This window comes from Johannesbaptistia floridana, assembly GCF_057440575.1.
In genome coordinates this window covers 1-17286 of the sequence record NZ_JALKVM010000255.1, presented here as the reverse complement: position 1 = coordinate 17286, position 17286 = coordinate 1, and the positions used below count along the sequence as shown (strand labels likewise).

Sequence of the window (17286 nt, the reverse complement as noted above, 5' to 3'; positions counted from 1 at the left end):
GGGACCTAATTTATTAAAATCCAAAGATTAATTAATCTTCTGTGTAGAAAATAATCTGCTTATTTAGCAACTGACTCTTCGGAAACAGAAGCTTTATAAGATTTTTCTAAAAGCATGATTTGTTTTGCTTTTTGAGAGAGAGAATTACTATCGAGCAAATTCACTAGTAAAGCATCGGTAGAGAATAAACCAGCGCCGTTTACTGCAAAGAATAAGAAACAAGCAGCATAGATTGCTGATAACTCTAAATAAGGAATACTTAAACCTGCTACGAGAATGTGATGATACATTGCTACACACATTGTCGAGAAAAGAGCGAAACCTGATAGGCGAGTAAATAGCCCAATAATAATCAGAGGAGCGCCAATTAACTCTGTGAAAGCCGCTACGTAAGAGAAGAAAATGGGGAAGGGTAAACCGATATAAGCTACGTAAGCTTCCGCAAAACTCTCAATGTTATTAAGTTTATCTAGGCCATTATGAATCATCATAATTCCCACAACTGCTCTAAGTATTGCCCAGGCTGTTTGTGACCAGAAATTAGGATTAACGTTGGGTTTAAGTATTGCGGTGATTAGTTGAGATGGTGACTGATTGTTGATCATGACTGTTATGTTTTGAATGCTATTGTATTACTTGTGGTTGAGTAACAAAAATTAAAAGTAATTTACATTTCTTAATATCTTAACACATTTTTTAGATTTGATGTTTTGAAGTTGACCTCACATCTTCCACCAGTACTTATGTACTAAAAACCTCAGAAAAAGTTCATTTCTCTTTAGCCTAAGATCTTGCCCTGTCAACCAATTTTAAAGCGCGATCGCATTAATTCTTTAACTCATTACTCATTACTCATTACTCCAAAACTTCTTACTTCAAGACTTCAAGACTTCAAGACTTCAAGACTTCTTACTCATTACTCATTACTCATTACTCATTACTCATAATTCATCCACAACCAGTAACTTTGGGTAAAGATGCAAGATCTGAGTTGATGTAAATTTTACCGAGAAAAGCGTTACAATTATTAACAAAACTCAATATTTAATTTAGATTACTCATGGCTGCAAACAAAAAGACAAATATTATGCAACACTTGGCTCTTTCTGGAGCAACTAATTATGAAGTTAAGCGTTCAGCCCAAAAAGAGTCAGAAACATTTAAACCAGAACCTCAGGGACAGTTACAATCACAGACAGTCCAAGCGGAGAGTAGTAAAAGAGATATTATGTCTCATCTTGCTACCAGCACAGGCAAGTCTGTAAGTTTGACTACTGAAAATAACCGTCGTCAAAGCAAAATAATGGAACATATTCGCAAGACTCGCGGTTAATCGTGTTATAAATTTTTTAAATATTGGCCTGTATAGGAGGCGGCATTTTGAGCTACCATCTCCGGTGTACCAGTAGCAACTATTTTACCACCGCGATCTCCTCCTTCGGGCCCTAAATCGATAAGCCAATCGGCGCTGCGAATCACATCTAAATTATGTTCAATCACGACTAGAGAATTACCCTTATCAACTAATCTTTGTAAAACATTTACCAATTGATGGACATCATAGAAAGATAAGCCTGTGGTGGGTTCATCAATTAAATAGATAGTTTTACCCGTGGCGCGACGGGATAACTCTGAAGCTAACTTAACCCTTTGGGCTTCTCCACCAGACAAAGTTGGTGCGGGTTGTCCGAGGGGTAAATAACCTAAACCCACATCTACCAAAGTTTGTAACCGATTGACTGCCCGAGGAATATTAGTAAACACCTCTTTCGCTTCTTCTATAGTTAGATTTAAAATATCAGCGATAGAAAGCTGTTTATACTTTACCTGTAGAGTTTCCCGATTGTATCTTGCTCCTTTACAAATCTCACATTGGACATAAACATTAGGTAAAAAATTCATCTCAATCACATTTACCCCTTGTCCATTACAAGCTTCACAACGTCCACCTTTGAGATTAAAAGAAAATTGTCCAGGTTTATAACCCCTAACCTTAGCTTCTGGAGTTTCTGCTAATAACGCTCTAATTACATCAAATACCCCCGTATAGGTAGCTGCATTAGAACGAGGTGTTCTGCCGATAGGAGATTGGTCAATAATAATTACTTTGTCAATAGCTTCATTGCCTTTGATAGAATCTAATCCCTGAGGAAAGGGGGTGGGACTCCCGAGGGAGTTTTGTAAAGCTGGATACAATAAATCGTTGATTAAAGTCGATTTTCCTGAACCCGATACTCCTGTAATACAAACAAATTTACCTAAGGGGATTTCTACATCTAACCCTTGTAAATTGTTGCGAGAACATTTACTCAAGAGGAGAGATTTTCCATTACCTTCTCTTCTGACTTCGGGAATTTCAATAACTCTACGTTTAGATAAATAGGCACCTGTTAAAGACTTTTCTGAGGTTAACAGTGCTTCTAAACTTCCTTGGGCGACAATTTCACCACCATGAATACCCGCACCTGGTCCAATATCTACCAGGTAGTCTGCATTTTTAATTGTATCTTCGTCATGTTCTACTACAATCAAGGTATTGCCTAAATCTCGGAGTTTTTTAAGAGTTGCTAGTAATCTATCGTTATCCCGTTGATGTAAGCCTATACTCGGTTCATCAAGGACATATAGTACACCAGTTAATCCTGAACCTATTTGTGTAGCTAAACGGATTCTTTGGGCTTCTCCTCCAGAAAGAGTCATAGCTGCACGTTCTAAAGTTAGGTAATCTAAACCCACATCAATCAGAAACTGTAGACGTGCTCTAATTTCTTTTAAAGCTAATTTACCGATTAAAGCTTGTCTGTTGCTTAAGTTAAGTTCTGCTAATCGTTCTACACATTCTCTAATTGAGATACTGGTCAAATCGTCAATACTGTATTGTCCAAGGCGCACTGCTAAAGCTTCAGATTTTAAACGTTTTCCTTGGCACTGATGGCAGGGTTGATTAACTATATATTTAGCTAATTTATCTTTAACTAGGTCTGAGTTACTTTCTCGATAGTTTTTATCGAGCATATTTACTACTCCCGAATACCGTCTAGGATGGCTATATCCGTGTTGGTCCATCATTTCGATAATTTCGTTAGTGCCGTAGAGAATAATATCCTGTTGTTTTTCCGTGAGTTTTTCCCAGGGGGTACTTAAGTCAAAACCGTAAGCTTCTCCTAAATAATAAAGTAAGCTGATATGGTAACCATTGTCTTTTTCTGACCAGGGAGCGATCGCCTCACTAACTGGTTTATCTGGGTTAGGAATAATTAATTCTGGGGCGAAGGTGGGTAAGTAGCCCAATCCGTGACAATTAGTGCAGGCGCCATAGGGAGAATTAAAGGAAAATAAACGAGGTGATAGTTCGCTTATAACTGCGCCGTGTTCTGGACAGGCGAAGTTTTCACTAAAAATAATTTCTTCTTTTTCCTCATCTTTCCCCACTTCGATAATTGCTAAGCCTTCTCCGTGGTGTAGACAGGTAGTCAGAGAGTCTGCTAAACGTTCTTGGATACTAGCTTTTTTGATTAGGCGGTCTATGACTACTTCTATATTGTGTTGTTGATTTTTGTTGAGACTGATTTGGTCTGATAATTCTTGTACTTCTCCGTTGATTCGTATTCTTACAAATCCTTGGGAGGCGAGACTTGATAGGAGTTGTTTATGGGTTCCTTTTTTTCCTCTAACTACTGGGGCGAGAATTTGAAAACGAACACCTTCGGGTAATTCCATGACGCGATCGCACATTTCGTCTATTGTTTGGGGTGTTATTAGGCGATCGCATTTGGGACAATGAGGTTCTCCTGCCCTGCCGAATAATAGTCTTAAATAGTCATATATTTCTGTAACTGTCCCTACTGTAGAACGGGGATTTTGAGAGGTTGATTTTTGGTCTATAGATATAGCTGGACTTAATCCCTCAATAGCGTCTACATCTGGCTTATCTAATTGTCCTAAAAATTGACGGGCATAGGCGCTCAATGATTCTACATAGCGTCTTTGTCCTTCGGCAAAAATAGTATCAAAAGCTAAAGAAGATTTTCCTGACCCTGACACTCCTGTAAATACAATTAGACTATTTTTAGGTAGTTCTAAATCTATATTTTTGAGATTATGTTGCTTTGCCCCACGAATAGATATCATTATTATTGTTTTTCCTTGATCAGGAAGCTAAAAGAAATTAAATAGACAAGATATCTTTTACTCAGACCAAAGCATCTTTATCACTCATTTACTGGTGGATGAATAATGAGTTTTGAAGTCTTGAAGTAAGAAGTAATATCAAATTGATTAAAAAATGCTAAAAATATAGAAGCAGATTAGATCCCCCCTTCCCCCCTTGCTAAGGGGGGCTCAAGGTTGCTTGTCATCACCTCGTTACTCCTTAAAAATTGATTCTCGCCTGTTGGCCTATTTAGTACTTTTTTAGGCGTGCAAGATATGAGTTTTAGATATACTTGTCTGTAACACATAATTATAATGTCATACTGACTATATTTCACCTGATTTTGTTCAGATGGTTACCAAAGAAGACTCTTGCTCTGGTATATAATCTTCTACTAAAGAACGACGATTTTCAGGACCTTCTAAAAAATTACTCAACATCGCTATTACTGCGTTTACTTTACGAGTTCGCCATTTATCAATAACTTCATTAACTTCATTAGTTGAAAGAGTGCGTTGCATCGCTTCCCACAAATAAGCTGCATGTCTCGTTTCATCAGCAGCAATACTTTCAATTCCTTTTTTGAGATTGCCTTCTATTTTATCTTCAGCTTTTAAAACACTAGCCATACGGAGAAAATCTTTGCTGGCGTCTAGTTCCAAAATATAAGTACTGGCAAAAAATACAATCCAGTCAATATTCTCTGCTTTTAATTCATTGGGAGAGTAGCCTGTAAAATAAGTCTCAAAAAAAGAATCACTTTTTTTCTGCTCAGATTTAGTTGTTTGACTCTTTTCTTCTAGCTTGAGAGGATTGATTGCTTGTTTACCTATTTGTTTAAGACTATGGGAAAAAATTTTACCATGGCGGTCTTCGTCTGCTGCATGACGAGTTAGTTTTTCTGCAAGCCACAAATCTCCTTCTTTTTTTGCTCTCTCGGAAAGCTTTTGTAAAAAAGGAACGGATCCTGATTCTGCTAGTTGAAAACCTGCTAAAAGATTTGGACGAGTTAAGGAGTAGCGCATTTGGTGCGCAGTAAAGTATGATGCTGCTCCTGAACTTAGGGTATGGAGGAGTGAAGTATATAAATCCATAAAAATTTTATTGGTTGCCGATTGTGCTTAGTCTTTAATATTCTATCAAGAATATTTATCAGACGCTGTATACAAATTAATACTTATATCCTTATATGAGTATTAATGAGTATTAATATGAGTATTAAACAGTTAGATTTGTACTAAACTAACTCTGAATAACTGAACCTGCGGCTTCATCTAATAACCACCATAATTCCCCTTGAGGTTCAATTAAACGTGATGGATAGAGTGACCAATCTCCTGTGGGAGCAAATATTTCTTTTAAAGCTGGTTGTTTGCTTTCTCCTGCCACTAGGAAAATAACGCAGCGTGCCGCATTAATTAGAGGAACTGTAAAAGTTATCCGTGGATCTCCATCTTTGTCTCCTACTGTAACTAAACGATCTCTTACTTGTAAAGCTTCTGTGTTGGGAAATAGAGAGGCTGTATGTCCGTCGTCTCCCATACCTAATAGAATTATGTCAAATACAGGCATTTGATTATCTTGAGTAGGAATGTGTTTAATTATTTCTTCTTGATAGCTTTCAGCATCTATGAGAGGATTTTCTGCCTCTGTAGGTATAGGATGAATATTTTTAGCGGGAATATCTACTAAATTTAACCAACTTTCCCGAGCCATTTTTTGATTGCTTTGAGAGTGATCACTTTTGACATAGCGTTCATCTCCCCAGAAAACTTCTATTTGTGACCAGGGTAATTCTTGTTTGGCTATAGCCTCATACAATGGTTTAGGAGTGCTGCCTCCTGAGAGAGCGATTCTGCAAATATTTCTAGTTTCAATAGCTATTTTTATCTTATTAACTACTAAATCTAAGGCTTTGCTAATCAGTGATGATTTATCTGGGAGTATTTCTATTTTTTTTTCCATTATTTTTAATTTTCTTGAGTAAGTTTACAGTTCAAAGCAATAATCAGTTAGTATATTTTCCTATTTTATTGTATAAATATTTTAAAATAGACTAGATTATTTAGAAAAAACATAATTGTAAGAAATATGAACACGCTGATAACTGCTAAATACACCTCTTTAGTAACTAAATTAGTGGGAATCATCTTGATTCTCTCATCCCTAGTTGACTTTGTTACTTTGGCAATTCCCATTAAGATAATGGACACTCAATGGCAATTGCAATTTACCAATAATATAGTAGATAGAGGTGTTGTTCCTTTATTGGGGATTATCCTGATTTTGATAGGATATTGGATAGATAGTACTTTAGCTCAAAATAGACCACCAAAAAAGAAGAAAAAATCTTTTAACTTTAAATCAATTATTTATATCTTAGCATCTTTGATTGGCGTAGCTTATTTAGTCTTAGTGCCCATTCACATAACCAATATCAATGAGTTTAAGAGAATAACTTTAATTCGTATCAATCAGCAAGCCGAACAGTCTGAGAATCAAATTCGTACTCAATATGAGCAATTACAAGAGTTGCTTAATGATCCTCAGGCAGAACAAAAACTTAGAGAAGGAATTGAGCAAATCGATAATATTTTGGGCAGTGGCAGACAACTTACAGCCCAGCAAAGTTTACAACTTCAGCAAAACAAACAGAGATTAGAAACTTATCAGGGTTATTTAGAGGAACCAGAACTACTAGATGCCCAACTTGAACAGTTACAGACTCAATTAGATGAGAGAAGAAGCCAGAGACAAACCCAAGCTAATTTGGAATCTTTTAAGCAAATTTTACGAGTAGCGCTTAATAGTCTACTCTTAGCGATCGCTTTTAGTGTAATTGGCTGGATAGGTTTAAGAAATACGCTTAAGTCTAGTGCTAAAAGTGCTCCTTCTGTAGACTGAGGTATGTTTATCTTTGTTTAAGACGATTACGCCATACTTGCCAAGCTAGATAAACTAGTAGCAGGGTAGCCCCAATGGCGTAGGCGCCACCACTAGGAATTCCTGAAAAAACTAGAGCTAAACTACCTAACCAGAGAGTTAGGGCATAGATAAATAGTACAGTTAAGCGTTGAGAAATACCTGCTTTGAGGAGACGATGATGTAAATGACTTTTATCAGCTTGAAAAGGGGATTTTTTTTGCAAAACTCTAGATAAAATCACAATAGACATATCGACTATGGGCACAGCTAGGGTAAATATTACTGCACTCACCGCATAAGTTTTAACTAAACCAATTACTCCTACCCCTGCGAGAGTGAAGCCCATAAAATAAGCTCCACCATCTCCCATAAAAATTTGAGCTGGGTTAAAATTGTAGCGAAGAAAACCTAATGCTCCTCCTGCTAAAGCTGCGGCAACTAAGGCGGCAGCAGACTGATTCATAAACAGACTAACGATGAGCATAACTACGGCAGCAATTCCTGATACTCCCGCCGCTAAGCCATCTAAACCATCAATCCAATTAATGGCGTTAGTCATTCCTACTAGCCAAATTACTGTAATTGGTAAACTTAGCCAACCTAAATGTAATAAATCAGAAAAAGGTATAGAAATAAATTCAATTCTTACGCCTACCCACCAAGCAAAAGTAGCTACAGCCATTTGCATGATTAAACGGGAAATAGGGCTAAGATTAAAAATATCATCGGCTAAACCGATTAAAAATAAAAATAATCCTCCTATGGTTACCCCCCAAATCTCCCACTCTTTTTCTGGGGGCAGCCACCCAAAGCCTCCTAACCACCAAACTATTAATAAGGCGCTTAAACTGCCGATAAAAATTGAAACTCCACCGATACGAACAATAGGCCGTTTGTGGATTTTACGCTCTGATGGTCGATCTACTTGTCCACTTTTGAGACCTATAGTTCTTACTACAGGTGTACTCCATAAAACTACAGTGATAGAGACTAGAAAGGCAATGATATGGTATTGTTCCTGAAGCATAGGACTCGAATGAATAATAACATCAAATCAACTATAGCGCTAGGCGCTAGTAAAAAAAGTTTTTTCTAGCTTTGAGAGATACTTCTATTCCCTTGATTGGGTTGAATGTGTACTGCTATAAATCATAGAAGTATAAAAAGAAAAAAGTAGAGAATACCCTCTCTACTTTTTTCATTAGTTTAGGCTAAAGCGGGAACAGAAATTTGCAAATGACTATATAGAGGGAAGCGCTGACAAAGTTGAGCCACGCGATCGCGACAAGTTTGAGCAACTTCAGCAGAATCAGGATTCAGAAGGCGATCGCTAATAATACTAGCGATTTCTGTAAATTCTGCTTCTTTCATACCCCTAGTCGTCATTGCTGGTGTACCCAAACGCAGACCACTAGTTACAAAGGGAGATTCTGGATCAAAAGGTACAGTATTTTTATTCGCGGTAATATTCACGCCACTAACCAACTTATCGGCTTGTTTCCCTGTCATACCGATACAGCGCAAATCAACTAAAACTAAGTGATTATCGCTGCCATCGGTAACCAATTTAAAACCACCTTTGTTTAGACCAGAGGCTAAAGCTTTCGCATTAGCGATTACTTGCTTACTGTAGGTCTTAAATTCTGGTTTGAGGGCTTCTCCAAAGGCCACAGCTTTACCAGCGATTACGTGTTCTAGGGGACCTCCCTGGCTACCAGGAAAAACAGCCTTATCGAATTTCTTGCCCAATTCTGCATCGCGACTGAGAATCAAACCTCCTCTGGGACCTCTTAGGGTTTTGTGAGTGGTTGTGGTCACCACATCACAGTATGGGACTGGGTTAGGATGTTCTCCTGCGGCTACTAATCCAGCAATATGAGCAATATCCGCTAATAAATAGGCGCCTACTTCATCGGCAATTTCTCTAAATTTAGCAAAGTCAATTACCCGAGGATAAGCAGAATATCCACAGATAATCATTTTAGGACGTTCTTTGAGAGCTATTTCTCGAATTTGATTGTAGTCTAGTCTTTCTGTCTCTTTATTTACACCGTACTGGCAGACATTAAACCACTTTCCTGATACATTCACGGGAGATCCATGGGTCAAATGTCCACCATGGGACAAATCCATCCCCATAATTGTGTCTCCTGGCTTCAAGAGAGCGAGAAAAACAGCAAAATTAGCCTGGGCTCCCGAATGGGGTTGAACATTAGCACTAGCTGCTCCAAAAAGCTGTTTAACACGATCTATAGCTAATTGTTCGATTTCGTCAATGAACTCACAACCACCATAGTAGCGTTTGCCTGGTAAACCTTCAGCATATTTATTAGTTAATACTGAGCCTTGGGCCGCTAAAACAGCGGGTGAGGTGAAATTCTCACTGGCAATTAATTCTAGATGGTCACGTTGTCGCTTTAATTCTTTGTTAATCATTTCTGCGGCAACAGGATCAGTTTCAGTTAAAAAATCAAAATTAGTTTTACTCACTTGTATTTGTTTTTTTTGATTAAGCTATGTAGCAATTTTAACGCTTAAATCCCCTTCTTTGACTAAAATATAATAATCAACTACAAAGATCCCGAGGTTTAACTATGTTTGTAGCCATTACCGATGAACAACTTTTCAGCGCCAAGCAAGTATGTCAAGGTTGTCTACTTGCAGACCAAAGTGGCTTACCTCGTTGGCGAGATGGTAAACTAGGGTGTGGTCACTTGTTATGTAAATCTCAACAAAATCAGCCAACTATTTATCAATGTCAAATGGGCTTTCGTATTGCTAAGATCAAAGAAACTCAATCATTAAATCAAGTTTAAAATATAGATTCAATCTCAACGAGAGGAAAAAATAACAATGAATTGGCGTGGTTCCACTGATTTTAAAGATCGCTTTTTCGGTGCGTTAGTATATGCACTTCCTTTGATTTATGTTCTTCCCTACGGTTTTGAGGTCTTAAGAAAGGTTCCAGTACTGAAAATAGTTTATATTATTCTTTCTCCTTTGATTAATGTTTACAACACTGTGCAGTCTACCCTTCCCTTTGCTGGTTTAATTATTTTCTTCGTCTTATTCTTAGGAGTAGTCAATAACCCTAGAATCAGTCATTTTATCCGCTTTAACACTATGCAAGCTATTTTGCTGAATATTTTGGTTATTCTGTTTAATCTAATCTTAAGTCTTGTGTTTGGTGGTTTCAACGGTGGATTTATCATAGCAACCTTTAGTAATATTGTATTTTTAGGTATATTTATAGCTTCCGTTTACTCAATTATTCAGTCAGCTTTAGGAAGTTATGCAGAACTACCGACTATTTCTGAAGCAGCCTATGCTAGAGTACGCTAGTTAATGCTCTGCCAAAATATGCTAATCTAGTTGTTGATCAAGCCTCAGATAATCAAAAAATACAGCAGTTATGTCTGATTCTTCTACTTCTTCTGATCGTACCGCTAAAACCAGACAACTCCTAGGTATGAAAGGCGCTGCGCCAGGAGAAAAGTCAATTTGGAAAATTCGCCTCCAGTTGATGAAGCCCATTACTTGGATTCCCCTGATTTGGGGTGTTGTATGTGGTGCTGCTTCCTCTGGAGGTTATATTTGGAATTTAGAGAATGTTATACAAGCTGCAACTTGTATGCTCTTAGCAGGCCCCTTGTTAGCAGGTTATACTCAAACTCTTAATGATTTCTATGATCGCGACATAGACGCAATTAATGAACCATATCGCCCTATTCCCTCGGGAGCAATTTCTGTTCCTCAAGTGATAACTCAAATAGTGATTCTCCTCGTAGGTGGTTTAGGAGTGGCCTATTTGTTGGATGTGTGGGCAGGTCATGAATTTCCTACAATTACTTGTACAGCAATTTTTGGCTCGTTTTTAGCCTATATTTACTCGGCACCACCTCTAAAACTTAAACGCAATGGCTGGCTGGGTAACTATGCTTTAGGGGCAAGTTATATCGCTTTACCCTGGTGGGCAGGTCATGCTTTGTTTGGAACTTTGAATAAAACAATTATTGTTCTGACTTTGTTTTACAGCCTAGCTGGCTTGGGCATCGCCGTAGTTAATGACTTTAAAAGTGTAGAAGGCGATCGCCAATTGGGTCTTCAATCTTTACCTGTGAGTTTTGGCGTTACTACTGCCGCTTGGATTTGTGTGATTATGATTGATGTTTTCCAAGCAGGAATCGCCGGCTATTTAATTAGTATCCATCAAAATCTATCGGCTACTATCTTGTTGCTTCTGGTTATTCCTCAAATTACCTTCCAAGATATGTATTTTTTGAGGGACCCCTTAGAAAATGATGTAAAGTATCAAGCTAGTGCTCAACCTTTTTTGGTACTAGGAATGTTAGTTACTGGTTTAGCTCTCGGTCATGCTGGTATATAGTTTTTTTAAGCATAATAAATGAGGTTTGTAGTTAGACTAAAGTCCAAAAGATAGGGCTAAAGCCCTACTACAAACTCATAAGAACTTGGTTTTATAGCCACAGACTTTGTTTATACTGTTAGACTAAAGTCCAAAAGATAGGGCTAAAGCCCTACTACAAACTCATAAGAACTTGGTTTTATAGCCACAGACTTTGTTTATACTGTTAGACTAAAGTCCAAAAGATAGGGCTAAAGCCCTACTACAAACTCATAAGAACTTGGTTTTATAGCCACAGACTTTGTTTATACTGTTAGACTAAAGTCCAAAAGATAGGGCTAAAGCCCTACTACAAACTCACAAGAACTCGGTTTTATAGCCACAGACTTTGTTTATACTGTTGGACTTTAGTCCAAAAGATAGGGCTAAAGCCCTACTACAAACTCACAAGAACTCGGTTTTATAGCCACAGACTTTGTTTATACTGTTGGACTTTAGTCCAAAAGATAGGGCTAAAGCCCTACTACAAACTCACAAGAACTCGGTTTTATAGCCACAGACTTTGTTTATACTGTTGGACTTTAGTCCAAAAGATAGGGCTAAAGCCCTACTACAAACTCACAAGAACTCGGTTTTATAGCCACAGACTTTGTTTATACTGTTGGACTTTAGTCCAAAAGATAGGGCTAAAGCCCTACTACAAACTCACAAGAACTCGGTTTTATAGCCACAGACTTTGTTTATACTATTTTGTTAACTGCAAACTATTAACGCTTGGCTAACTTTTTACTATCAACTTTGCGTAGACGAATAGATTCAGGAGTAATCTCTAGTAGTTCATCAGGACCAATATATTCTAAAGCTCTCTCTAAGCTCATTTCTACTGGTGCTTGTAATTGTACTAGTTCGTCTCCGGTAGCTGAACGGTGGTTAGTTAACTGTTTAGTTTTACAAACATTTAGTTCTAAATTTTGGGGACGATTATGTTCTCCAATAATCATACCTCTGTAAACTTTAGTACCAGGAGTGATAAAGAAAACACCACGGTCTTCAGCATTTTTCATCGCATAAAAAGTAGCTACTCCTTCCTCAAAGGCAATGATTGTGCCATTGTATCGAGTTTCTATATCTCCAGACAAAGGACGATACTCAAGGAAACTATGATTCATTAAACCTTCGCCACGAGTTATACGGATAAAATCACCTCGGAAACCAATTAAACCCCTTGCTGGTATCACAAACTCCAACTGAGTTCGGTTGTTAATTCCTGCTTGCATATCCTGCATTTCCCCTTTACGTTGGCCTAGACGTTCGATACAAGCACCTACCGCATCTTCGGGTACATCTAATACCAAGTATTCATAAGGTTCACAGGGTTCGCCATTGATTTCACGATAAATTACTTGAGGTTGGGAAACTTGGAATTCGTAACCTTCACGACGCATAGTCTCGATGAGGATACCTAGATGGAGTTCACCTCTTCCTGAGACTAAAAATTGGTCCCCAGATTCACCTGGTTCTACTCTTAAGGCTACATTGGTTTCCAATTCTCTGTCTAGGCGATCGCGTATTTGTCTAGACGTTACATAAGTTCCTTCTTGTCCGGCGAAGGGTGAATTATTCACACTAAAGGTCATTTGTAGAGTCGGTTCATCTACTTTAATCAATGGTAATGCTTGAGGTTCATCAGGACATGTAATTGTTTCTCCGATGTTAGCATCGGCAAAGCCGGCGATCGCCACAATATTTCCTGCGCTTGATTCCTCTAATTCGACTCTATTTAACCCTTCAAATCCTAGTATTTTACTAACTTTCCCTTTGACTACCTCTCCATTGTCTTTCATCAAAGCTGCTGTTTGATTAACTTTTATTCTCCCATTATGGATTTTCCCTATTACTATTCTCCCTAAGTAATCGGAATAGTCTAAAGTTGTTACTTGTAGCTGTAGGGGTTTATTCGTATCTCCTGCTGGGGGTGGTACGTGGTGGATAATCGCTTCAAATAGAGGCTGCATATCCTTACCTTCTGCTTCTAATTCTGTTTTGGCATAACCTGCTAACCCTGAGGCAAACAAGGTCATAAAATCACATTGATCATCATCGGCACCTAATTCTACAAACAAATCAAATACTTTATCTATTGCTGCGTAGGGTGCTGCGCTGGGACGATCTATTTTATTTATTACTACAATTGGACGTAGCCCTTTTTCTAAGGCTTTTTTTAAGACAAATCGAGTCTGAGGCATTGGCCCTTCGTTAGCATCTACAATTAAGATACAACCATCTACCATTCCCAAAACTCGTTCTACTTCTCCTCCAAAGTCAGCGTGTCCGGGAGTATCTACGATATTTATTAATATATCTTGATAACGTACTGCTGTGTTTTTTGATAATATGGTGATACCACGCTCTCGCTCTAAGTCATTGGAATCCATTACACAAGTAGGTATATCTTCCCCTTGGCGGAAGATTCCAGATTGTTTTAAGAGAGCGTCAACTAGAGTGGTTTTACCATGGTCAACGTGGGCAATAATAGCAACGTTCCGAATAGGAAGAGACATAGAAAAATAAAGTTCTAATAACGAAAAATTTCTTAACGATTATAGCACAATATAAGGTTTTTCAGTTTGATGAGTAAATAGGCAATAAGAATGTAGAATGTAGAATTAAGAATTAAGAATGTATTGCAGTACAAAATCGGTGGTTTAAAGATAAAAGTATGAGATGAGTTTTGAAGTTTTGAAGTTTTGAAGTTTTGAAGTTTTGAAGTCTTGAAGTGAAAGAAGCAGCATTAGTAGGGTGTGTTAGGGCGAAGCCCGTAACGCACCGTTAGATGAGTCTTGAAGTAATAAGTCTTGAAGTCTTGAAGTCTTGAAGTAATGAGCATTAGTAGGGTGTGTTAGGGCGAAGCCCGTAACGCACCGTTAGATGAGTTTTGAAGTAATAAGTCTTGAAGTAATGAGTAATGAGTAATGAGTAATGAGTTAAAGAATTGATCCTAACTCCTTAAAAATTGATTCTCGCCTGTTGGCCTATTTAGTACTTTTGTATTTGCGTGCTTCGGTCTAAATTAAATGTAAAAGTATTCAAAAAACTACTGGTTTAACTATCCCCGTTTATTTTAATTATTTACTTATTATTTTATACTACATTAGGGCCGAGTTATCCCCTAGGGTTATCATAGCTTAATAACTAAATAATTGTCAAGTATTTGCAAATTAAACGGATTTGATATAGATACTTGAAAAATAATTCGGTATTTAGGCATTCGCGCATTCTTTCATACCAAATCCGGTTCAATACTGCTCCGATAAGAATCAAACATATTTATTTTGAGAAAGCAGGGAGCACCGGAGCAGGGAGCAGGGAGAGGGGTTTTTGGCTTTGTAATTAATCTCCTTTCAACCTTACTCTAATCAATAATTTTCTCTTAACAAAAGCAGTATTGAAATCCGGTTTACAAAACCCCTTTATCCTTTTGTATATGGGAAATGCTGAAAGCTTGTCTCTCCCTACTCCCTACTCCCTGCTCCCCCTCTCCCCCTCTCCCCCTCTCCCCCTCTCCCCCTCTCCCCCTCTCCCCTGCTCCCCTGCTCCCCCTCTCCCCCTCTCCCCCTCTCCCCTGCTCCCCTACTCCCTCCTATCGCCAACACAAATAAAAGCAGCCCAAAACTTAGGGGAAGTATAGGGATGAAAATCATCGTCTTTTTCCTTCAACTCCTGTAAATGCTTCCCGATGGGAGGATTAATCTTTTTAACCTCAGTAATCCTCTCCTCAGTTAGCCAAGTTGAGCGCATATTACCTATAGTTAAACTGCGTAAATCCTGTTTAGCTTGATTCAAAGCTTCACTCTTACTCACATTTTCCCCTAAATGCCGATAGAAACTCTCCATCAAAATCGCTGTGGCAACATCACTCACCTTCCAGAGACTGACAATTAAACATTGGGCACCAGCTTGAAGAAAAGCTCGTCTTAATCCTACTACTGTTTCCCCTGTAATTACTTCTCCTAACGCCGTTTCACAGGCGCTTAATACCACTAATTCTGTGCCTAGGAAATTGAGATAGGTGATATCTTCAGCGGTGAGAATTCCATCCTCTACCTCGGGGAAAATAGTCAGATGTTTTAAAAAAGTATTCACTCCTGCAAAGACAATACCCGCTCTTAATTGGGGATTACTGGCGGTTTGGGTGTGAAAACGAGAGGTTTCTGAAGGTAAGGGGAGTAACTTGGCAATATCTTGGAGATAGAAAGCATGGGTAGCAATATGCACTAGTTTGGGAGACTTGACTCTTTGACGTAGGCGAGATTTCCAAGCTTGCTTATCTGTATATAAAACTCCATTTAATTGACGCGCAATTTGCTCTCCTTCTATTTTACTTCCAGGTAAAGGAGAAAATCTCCCTCGATTTAAATCCCTGAGTAATTCAGCATCTCTTAAACCACTACCTTCTCTATTTTCTGTTGCTGGGAAGGGAGAGGTTATGCCAGAATTGGGGTTATAGTCATAGTCGGGGGCAGCAATAATTAGACTATCTCCTTCAGCTACAGTAAGTTGTGGGCGTAATAAGTCTCTTCCTACTCCTTGATAAGAAAAGGTATATTCTTCTAACAAGGGTTTATTCTCTCCATCAATCAAAGCTTCAAAAGGCAGTAGATTTAATTTCCCATCTGGGGCAAAATAGAGATGATGTTTTCCTTCTAGATAGTTAACTAAGGGATCAAAAATAGTTTCTCGTAACTGTTGTAGATTTTGCTCAAATTCATTAAAATCCTCTGGGATATCATCATCAGGGATATCATCATCACAGGCGCGATTGACATGGTTAATATTCTCATGGAAGATAGAAATTAAACGGTCTATTTCACTAGCTTCTCCTAAATCAATCATCTTCACGGCGCCAGTTTCTTGGGGAGTTACCACAAAAGCTAGATACCGGGCTTCCATCCATTTGAATTCGGTAAAATCAAAACGGTTAAAACGGGCAAATTCTACTAACAGGGTATCATCAGGGAGGGTGAGAGATATTGCCTGACGAGAGATATTATCCCAGCCTTCGAGAAGATTTAAATTTAAACCTTGACTGAGTTGATGTTCTAATTCTTTTTTAGTTTGATAGAGTTTATCTAAGGTTGCTTCTATTTCTTCATTGACAAAGTTAAAACGTAATTGAGCGATTTCTTCGACTACTTGTTTTCTTTGAGTGAGAAGGGGTGCTAAATCTGGGTAGTTGTCAGAAAGAAGGGCAACCTGTTGTCTGAGGGTAGTTTCTGTGGCGAGGGATTTACGTAGGAGGAGATATTCGTAGGCACTTTCTACGGCTTCTGTGTCTTGGGGGAAGTGTTGGAAAACTAGGGATAGGAATATTTCTAGTTGATAGTATTGACTTTGGAGATAGTTTAAGCGTTGTTGGTCATTGATAAGAGTAAAGATTTCGGTGATGAGATGGGTATTGATTTTAGCAGCATTTCGGAATAAGTCAAGGGAGGCTTTTGGTTTGCCTTCACAGGCGGTAAGTAGGGCTAAATTTTGCAGAGTGATGGCGTAGGATTGGGTTTTTTTGCCTACTGTGTCTGCTGTTATTTCTAAAGCCTCCTGGTAATATTCCCTTGCTTGGGGTAGATTTCCTATTTGTTGGTATAACCGGGCTAAATTATCCAGAGTGATGGCGTAGGATTCGGTTTTTTTGCCTACTGTGTCTGCTGTTATTTCTAAAGCCTCCTGGTAATATTCCCTTGCTTGGGGTAGATTTCCTATATCTTGGTATAACCCGGCTAAATTATCCAGAGTGGTGGCGTAGGATTGGGTTTTTTTGCCTACTGTGTCTGCTTTTATTTCT

General features: G+C 38.3%; 13 protein-coding genes. 5 read left to right on the top strand and 8 right to left on the bottom strand.

Annotated features, from left to right (window positions below):
* Positions 1 to 59: 59 nt before the first annotated feature.
* Positions 60 to 605, bottom strand: coding sequence for a DoxX family protein (locus tag MW688_RS15810; protein ID WP_486736974.1), 546 nt, complete (start codon positions 603 to 605; stop codon positions 60 to 62).
* A gap of 482 nt (positions 606 to 1087) precedes the next feature.
* Here MW688_RS15810 and MW688_RS15805 point away from each other — a divergent pair, with 482 nt between their 5' ends.
* A complete protein-coding gene (locus MW688_RS15805; RefSeq protein WP_486736973.1) occupies positions 1088 to 1333 on the top strand; it encodes a hypothetical protein in 246 nt (81 codons plus the stop codon).
* A 5-nt stretch (positions 1334 to 1338) separates the two neighbouring features.
* Here MW688_RS15805 and uvrA read toward each other — a convergent pair whose 3' ends face one another.
* From uvrA to pgl, 3 genes are all read right to left on the bottom strand, one after another.
* On the bottom strand, positions 1339 to 4131 hold the full coding sequence (gene uvrA, locus MW688_RS15800) for an excinuclease ABC subunit UvrA (RefSeq protein WP_486736972.1): 2793 nt from the start codon (positions 4129 to 4131) through the stop codon (positions 1339 to 1341).
* 369 nt (positions 4132 to 4500) lie between these two features.
* On the bottom strand, positions 4501 to 5247 hold the full coding sequence (locus MW688_RS15795) for a ferritin-like domain-containing protein (RefSeq protein ID WP_486736971.1): 747 nt from the start codon (positions 5245 to 5247) through the stop codon (positions 4501 to 4503).
* A 148-nt stretch (positions 5248 to 5395) separates the two neighbouring features.
* Positions 5396 to 6118, bottom strand: coding sequence for a 6-phosphogluconolactonase (gene pgl, locus MW688_RS15790; protein WP_486736970.1), 723 nt, complete (start codon positions 6116 to 6118; stop codon positions 5396 to 5398).
* A gap of 126 nt (positions 6119 to 6244) precedes the next feature.
* Between pgl and MW688_RS15785 the strand changes: the two genes are divergently transcribed.
* Positions 6245 to 7057 (top strand): HpsJ family protein, encoded by an 813-nt coding sequence (locus tag MW688_RS15785; protein WP_486736969.1) that lies wholly within the window; start codon positions 6245 to 6247, stop codon positions 7055 to 7057.
* 7 nt (positions 7058 to 7064) lie between these two features.
* On the opposite strand, the gene MW688_RS15780 is transcribed toward MW688_RS15785, so the two are convergent.
* Together MW688_RS15780 and glyA are read right to left on the bottom strand one after the other, a co-directional pair.
* Entirely contained in the window at positions 7065 to 8105 is a 1041-nt protein-coding gene (locus tag MW688_RS15780; protein ID WP_486736968.1) for a glycosyltransferase family 4 protein, read from the bottom strand.
* Positions 8106 to 8284: 179 nt separating this feature from the next.
* Positions 8285 to 9568 carry a serine hydroxymethyltransferase gene (gene glyA / locus MW688_RS15775; protein WP_486736967.1) on the bottom strand — a complete coding sequence of 428 codons (1284 nt, stop codon included), beginning with the start codon at positions 9566 to 9568 and terminating at the stop codon, positions 8285 to 8287.
* 104 nt (positions 9569 to 9672) lie between these two features.
* Between glyA and MW688_RS15770 the strand changes: the two genes are divergently transcribed.
* From MW688_RS15770 to chlG, 3 genes are all read left to right on the top strand, one after another.
* Positions 9673 to 9894, top strand: coding sequence for a hypothetical protein (locus MW688_RS15770; RefSeq protein ID WP_486736966.1), 222 nt, complete (start codon positions 9673 to 9675; stop codon positions 9892 to 9894).
* A 37-nt stretch (positions 9895 to 9931) separates the two neighbouring features.
* The gene (locus MW688_RS15765; RefSeq protein ID WP_486736965.1) at positions 9932 to 10420 is read left to right on the top strand and encodes a Tic20 family protein; all 489 of its coding nucleotides are present in this window, start codon (positions 9932 to 9934) and stop codon (positions 10418 to 10420) included.
* Between the two features lie 70 nt (positions 10421 to 10490).
* The gene (chlG, locus tag MW688_RS15760) at positions 10491 to 11465 is read left to right on the top strand and encodes a chlorophyll synthase ChlG (protein WP_486736964.1); all 975 of its coding nucleotides are present in this window, start codon (positions 10491 to 10493) and stop codon (positions 11463 to 11465) included.
* A gap of 746 nt (positions 11466 to 12211) precedes the next feature.
* Here the strand turns inward: chlG and typA are convergent.
* Positions 12212 to 14005 (bottom strand): translational GTPase TypA, encoded by a 1794-nt coding sequence (gene typA, locus MW688_RS15755; RefSeq protein WP_486736963.1) that lies wholly within the window; start codon positions 14003 to 14005, stop codon positions 12212 to 12214.
* 1069 nt (positions 14006 to 15074) lie between these two features.
* On the bottom strand, positions 15075 to 17286 hold a 2212-nt coding region (locus MW688_RS15750), incomplete at its 5' end, for a CHAT domain-containing protein (RefSeq protein ID WP_486736962.1).

What these genes read in the sequence shown, in the direction of transcription:
- MW688_RS15810 (WP_486736974.1), bottom strand. Translation starts at nt 605, where the DNA reads ATGATCAACAATCAGTCACCATCTCAACTAATCACCGCAATACTTAAA.
- MW688_RS15805 (WP_486736973.1), top strand. Translation starts at nt 1,088, where the DNA reads ATGCAACACTTGGCTCTTTCTGGAGCAACTAATTATGAAGTTAAGCGT.
- uvrA (WP_486736972.1), bottom strand. Translation starts at nt 4,131, where the DNA reads ATGATATCTATTCGTGGGGCAAAGCAACATAATCTCAAAAATATAGAT.
- MW688_RS15795 (WP_486736971.1), bottom strand. Translation starts at nt 5,247, where the DNA reads ATGGATTTATATACTTCACTCCTCCATACCCTAAGTTCAGGAGCAGCA.
- pgl (WP_486736970.1), bottom strand. Translation starts at nt 6,118, where the DNA reads ATGGAAAAAAAAATAGAAATACTCCCAGATAAATCATCACTGATTAGC.
- MW688_RS15785 (WP_486736969.1), top strand. Translation starts at nt 6,245, where the DNA reads ATGAACACGCTGATAACTGCTAAATACACCTCTTTAGTAACTAAATTA.
- MW688_RS15780 (WP_486736968.1), bottom strand. Translation starts at nt 8,105, where the DNA reads ATGCTTCAGGAACAATACCATATCATTGCCTTTCTAGTCTCTATCACT.
- MW688_RS15770 (WP_486736966.1), top strand. Translation starts at nt 9,673, where the DNA reads ATGTTTGTAGCCATTACCGATGAACAACTTTTCAGCGCCAAGCAAGTA.
- MW688_RS15765 (WP_486736965.1), top strand. Translation starts at nt 9,932, where the DNA reads ATGAATTGGCGTGGTTCCACTGATTTTAAAGATCGCTTTTTCGGTGCG.
- chlG (WP_486736964.1), top strand. Translation starts at nt 10,491, where the DNA reads ATGTCTGATTCTTCTACTTCTTCTGATCGTACCGCTAAAACCAGACAA.
- typA (WP_486736963.1), bottom strand. Translation starts at nt 14,005, where the DNA reads ATGTCTCTTCCTATTCGGAACGTTGCTATTATTGCCCACGTTGACCAT.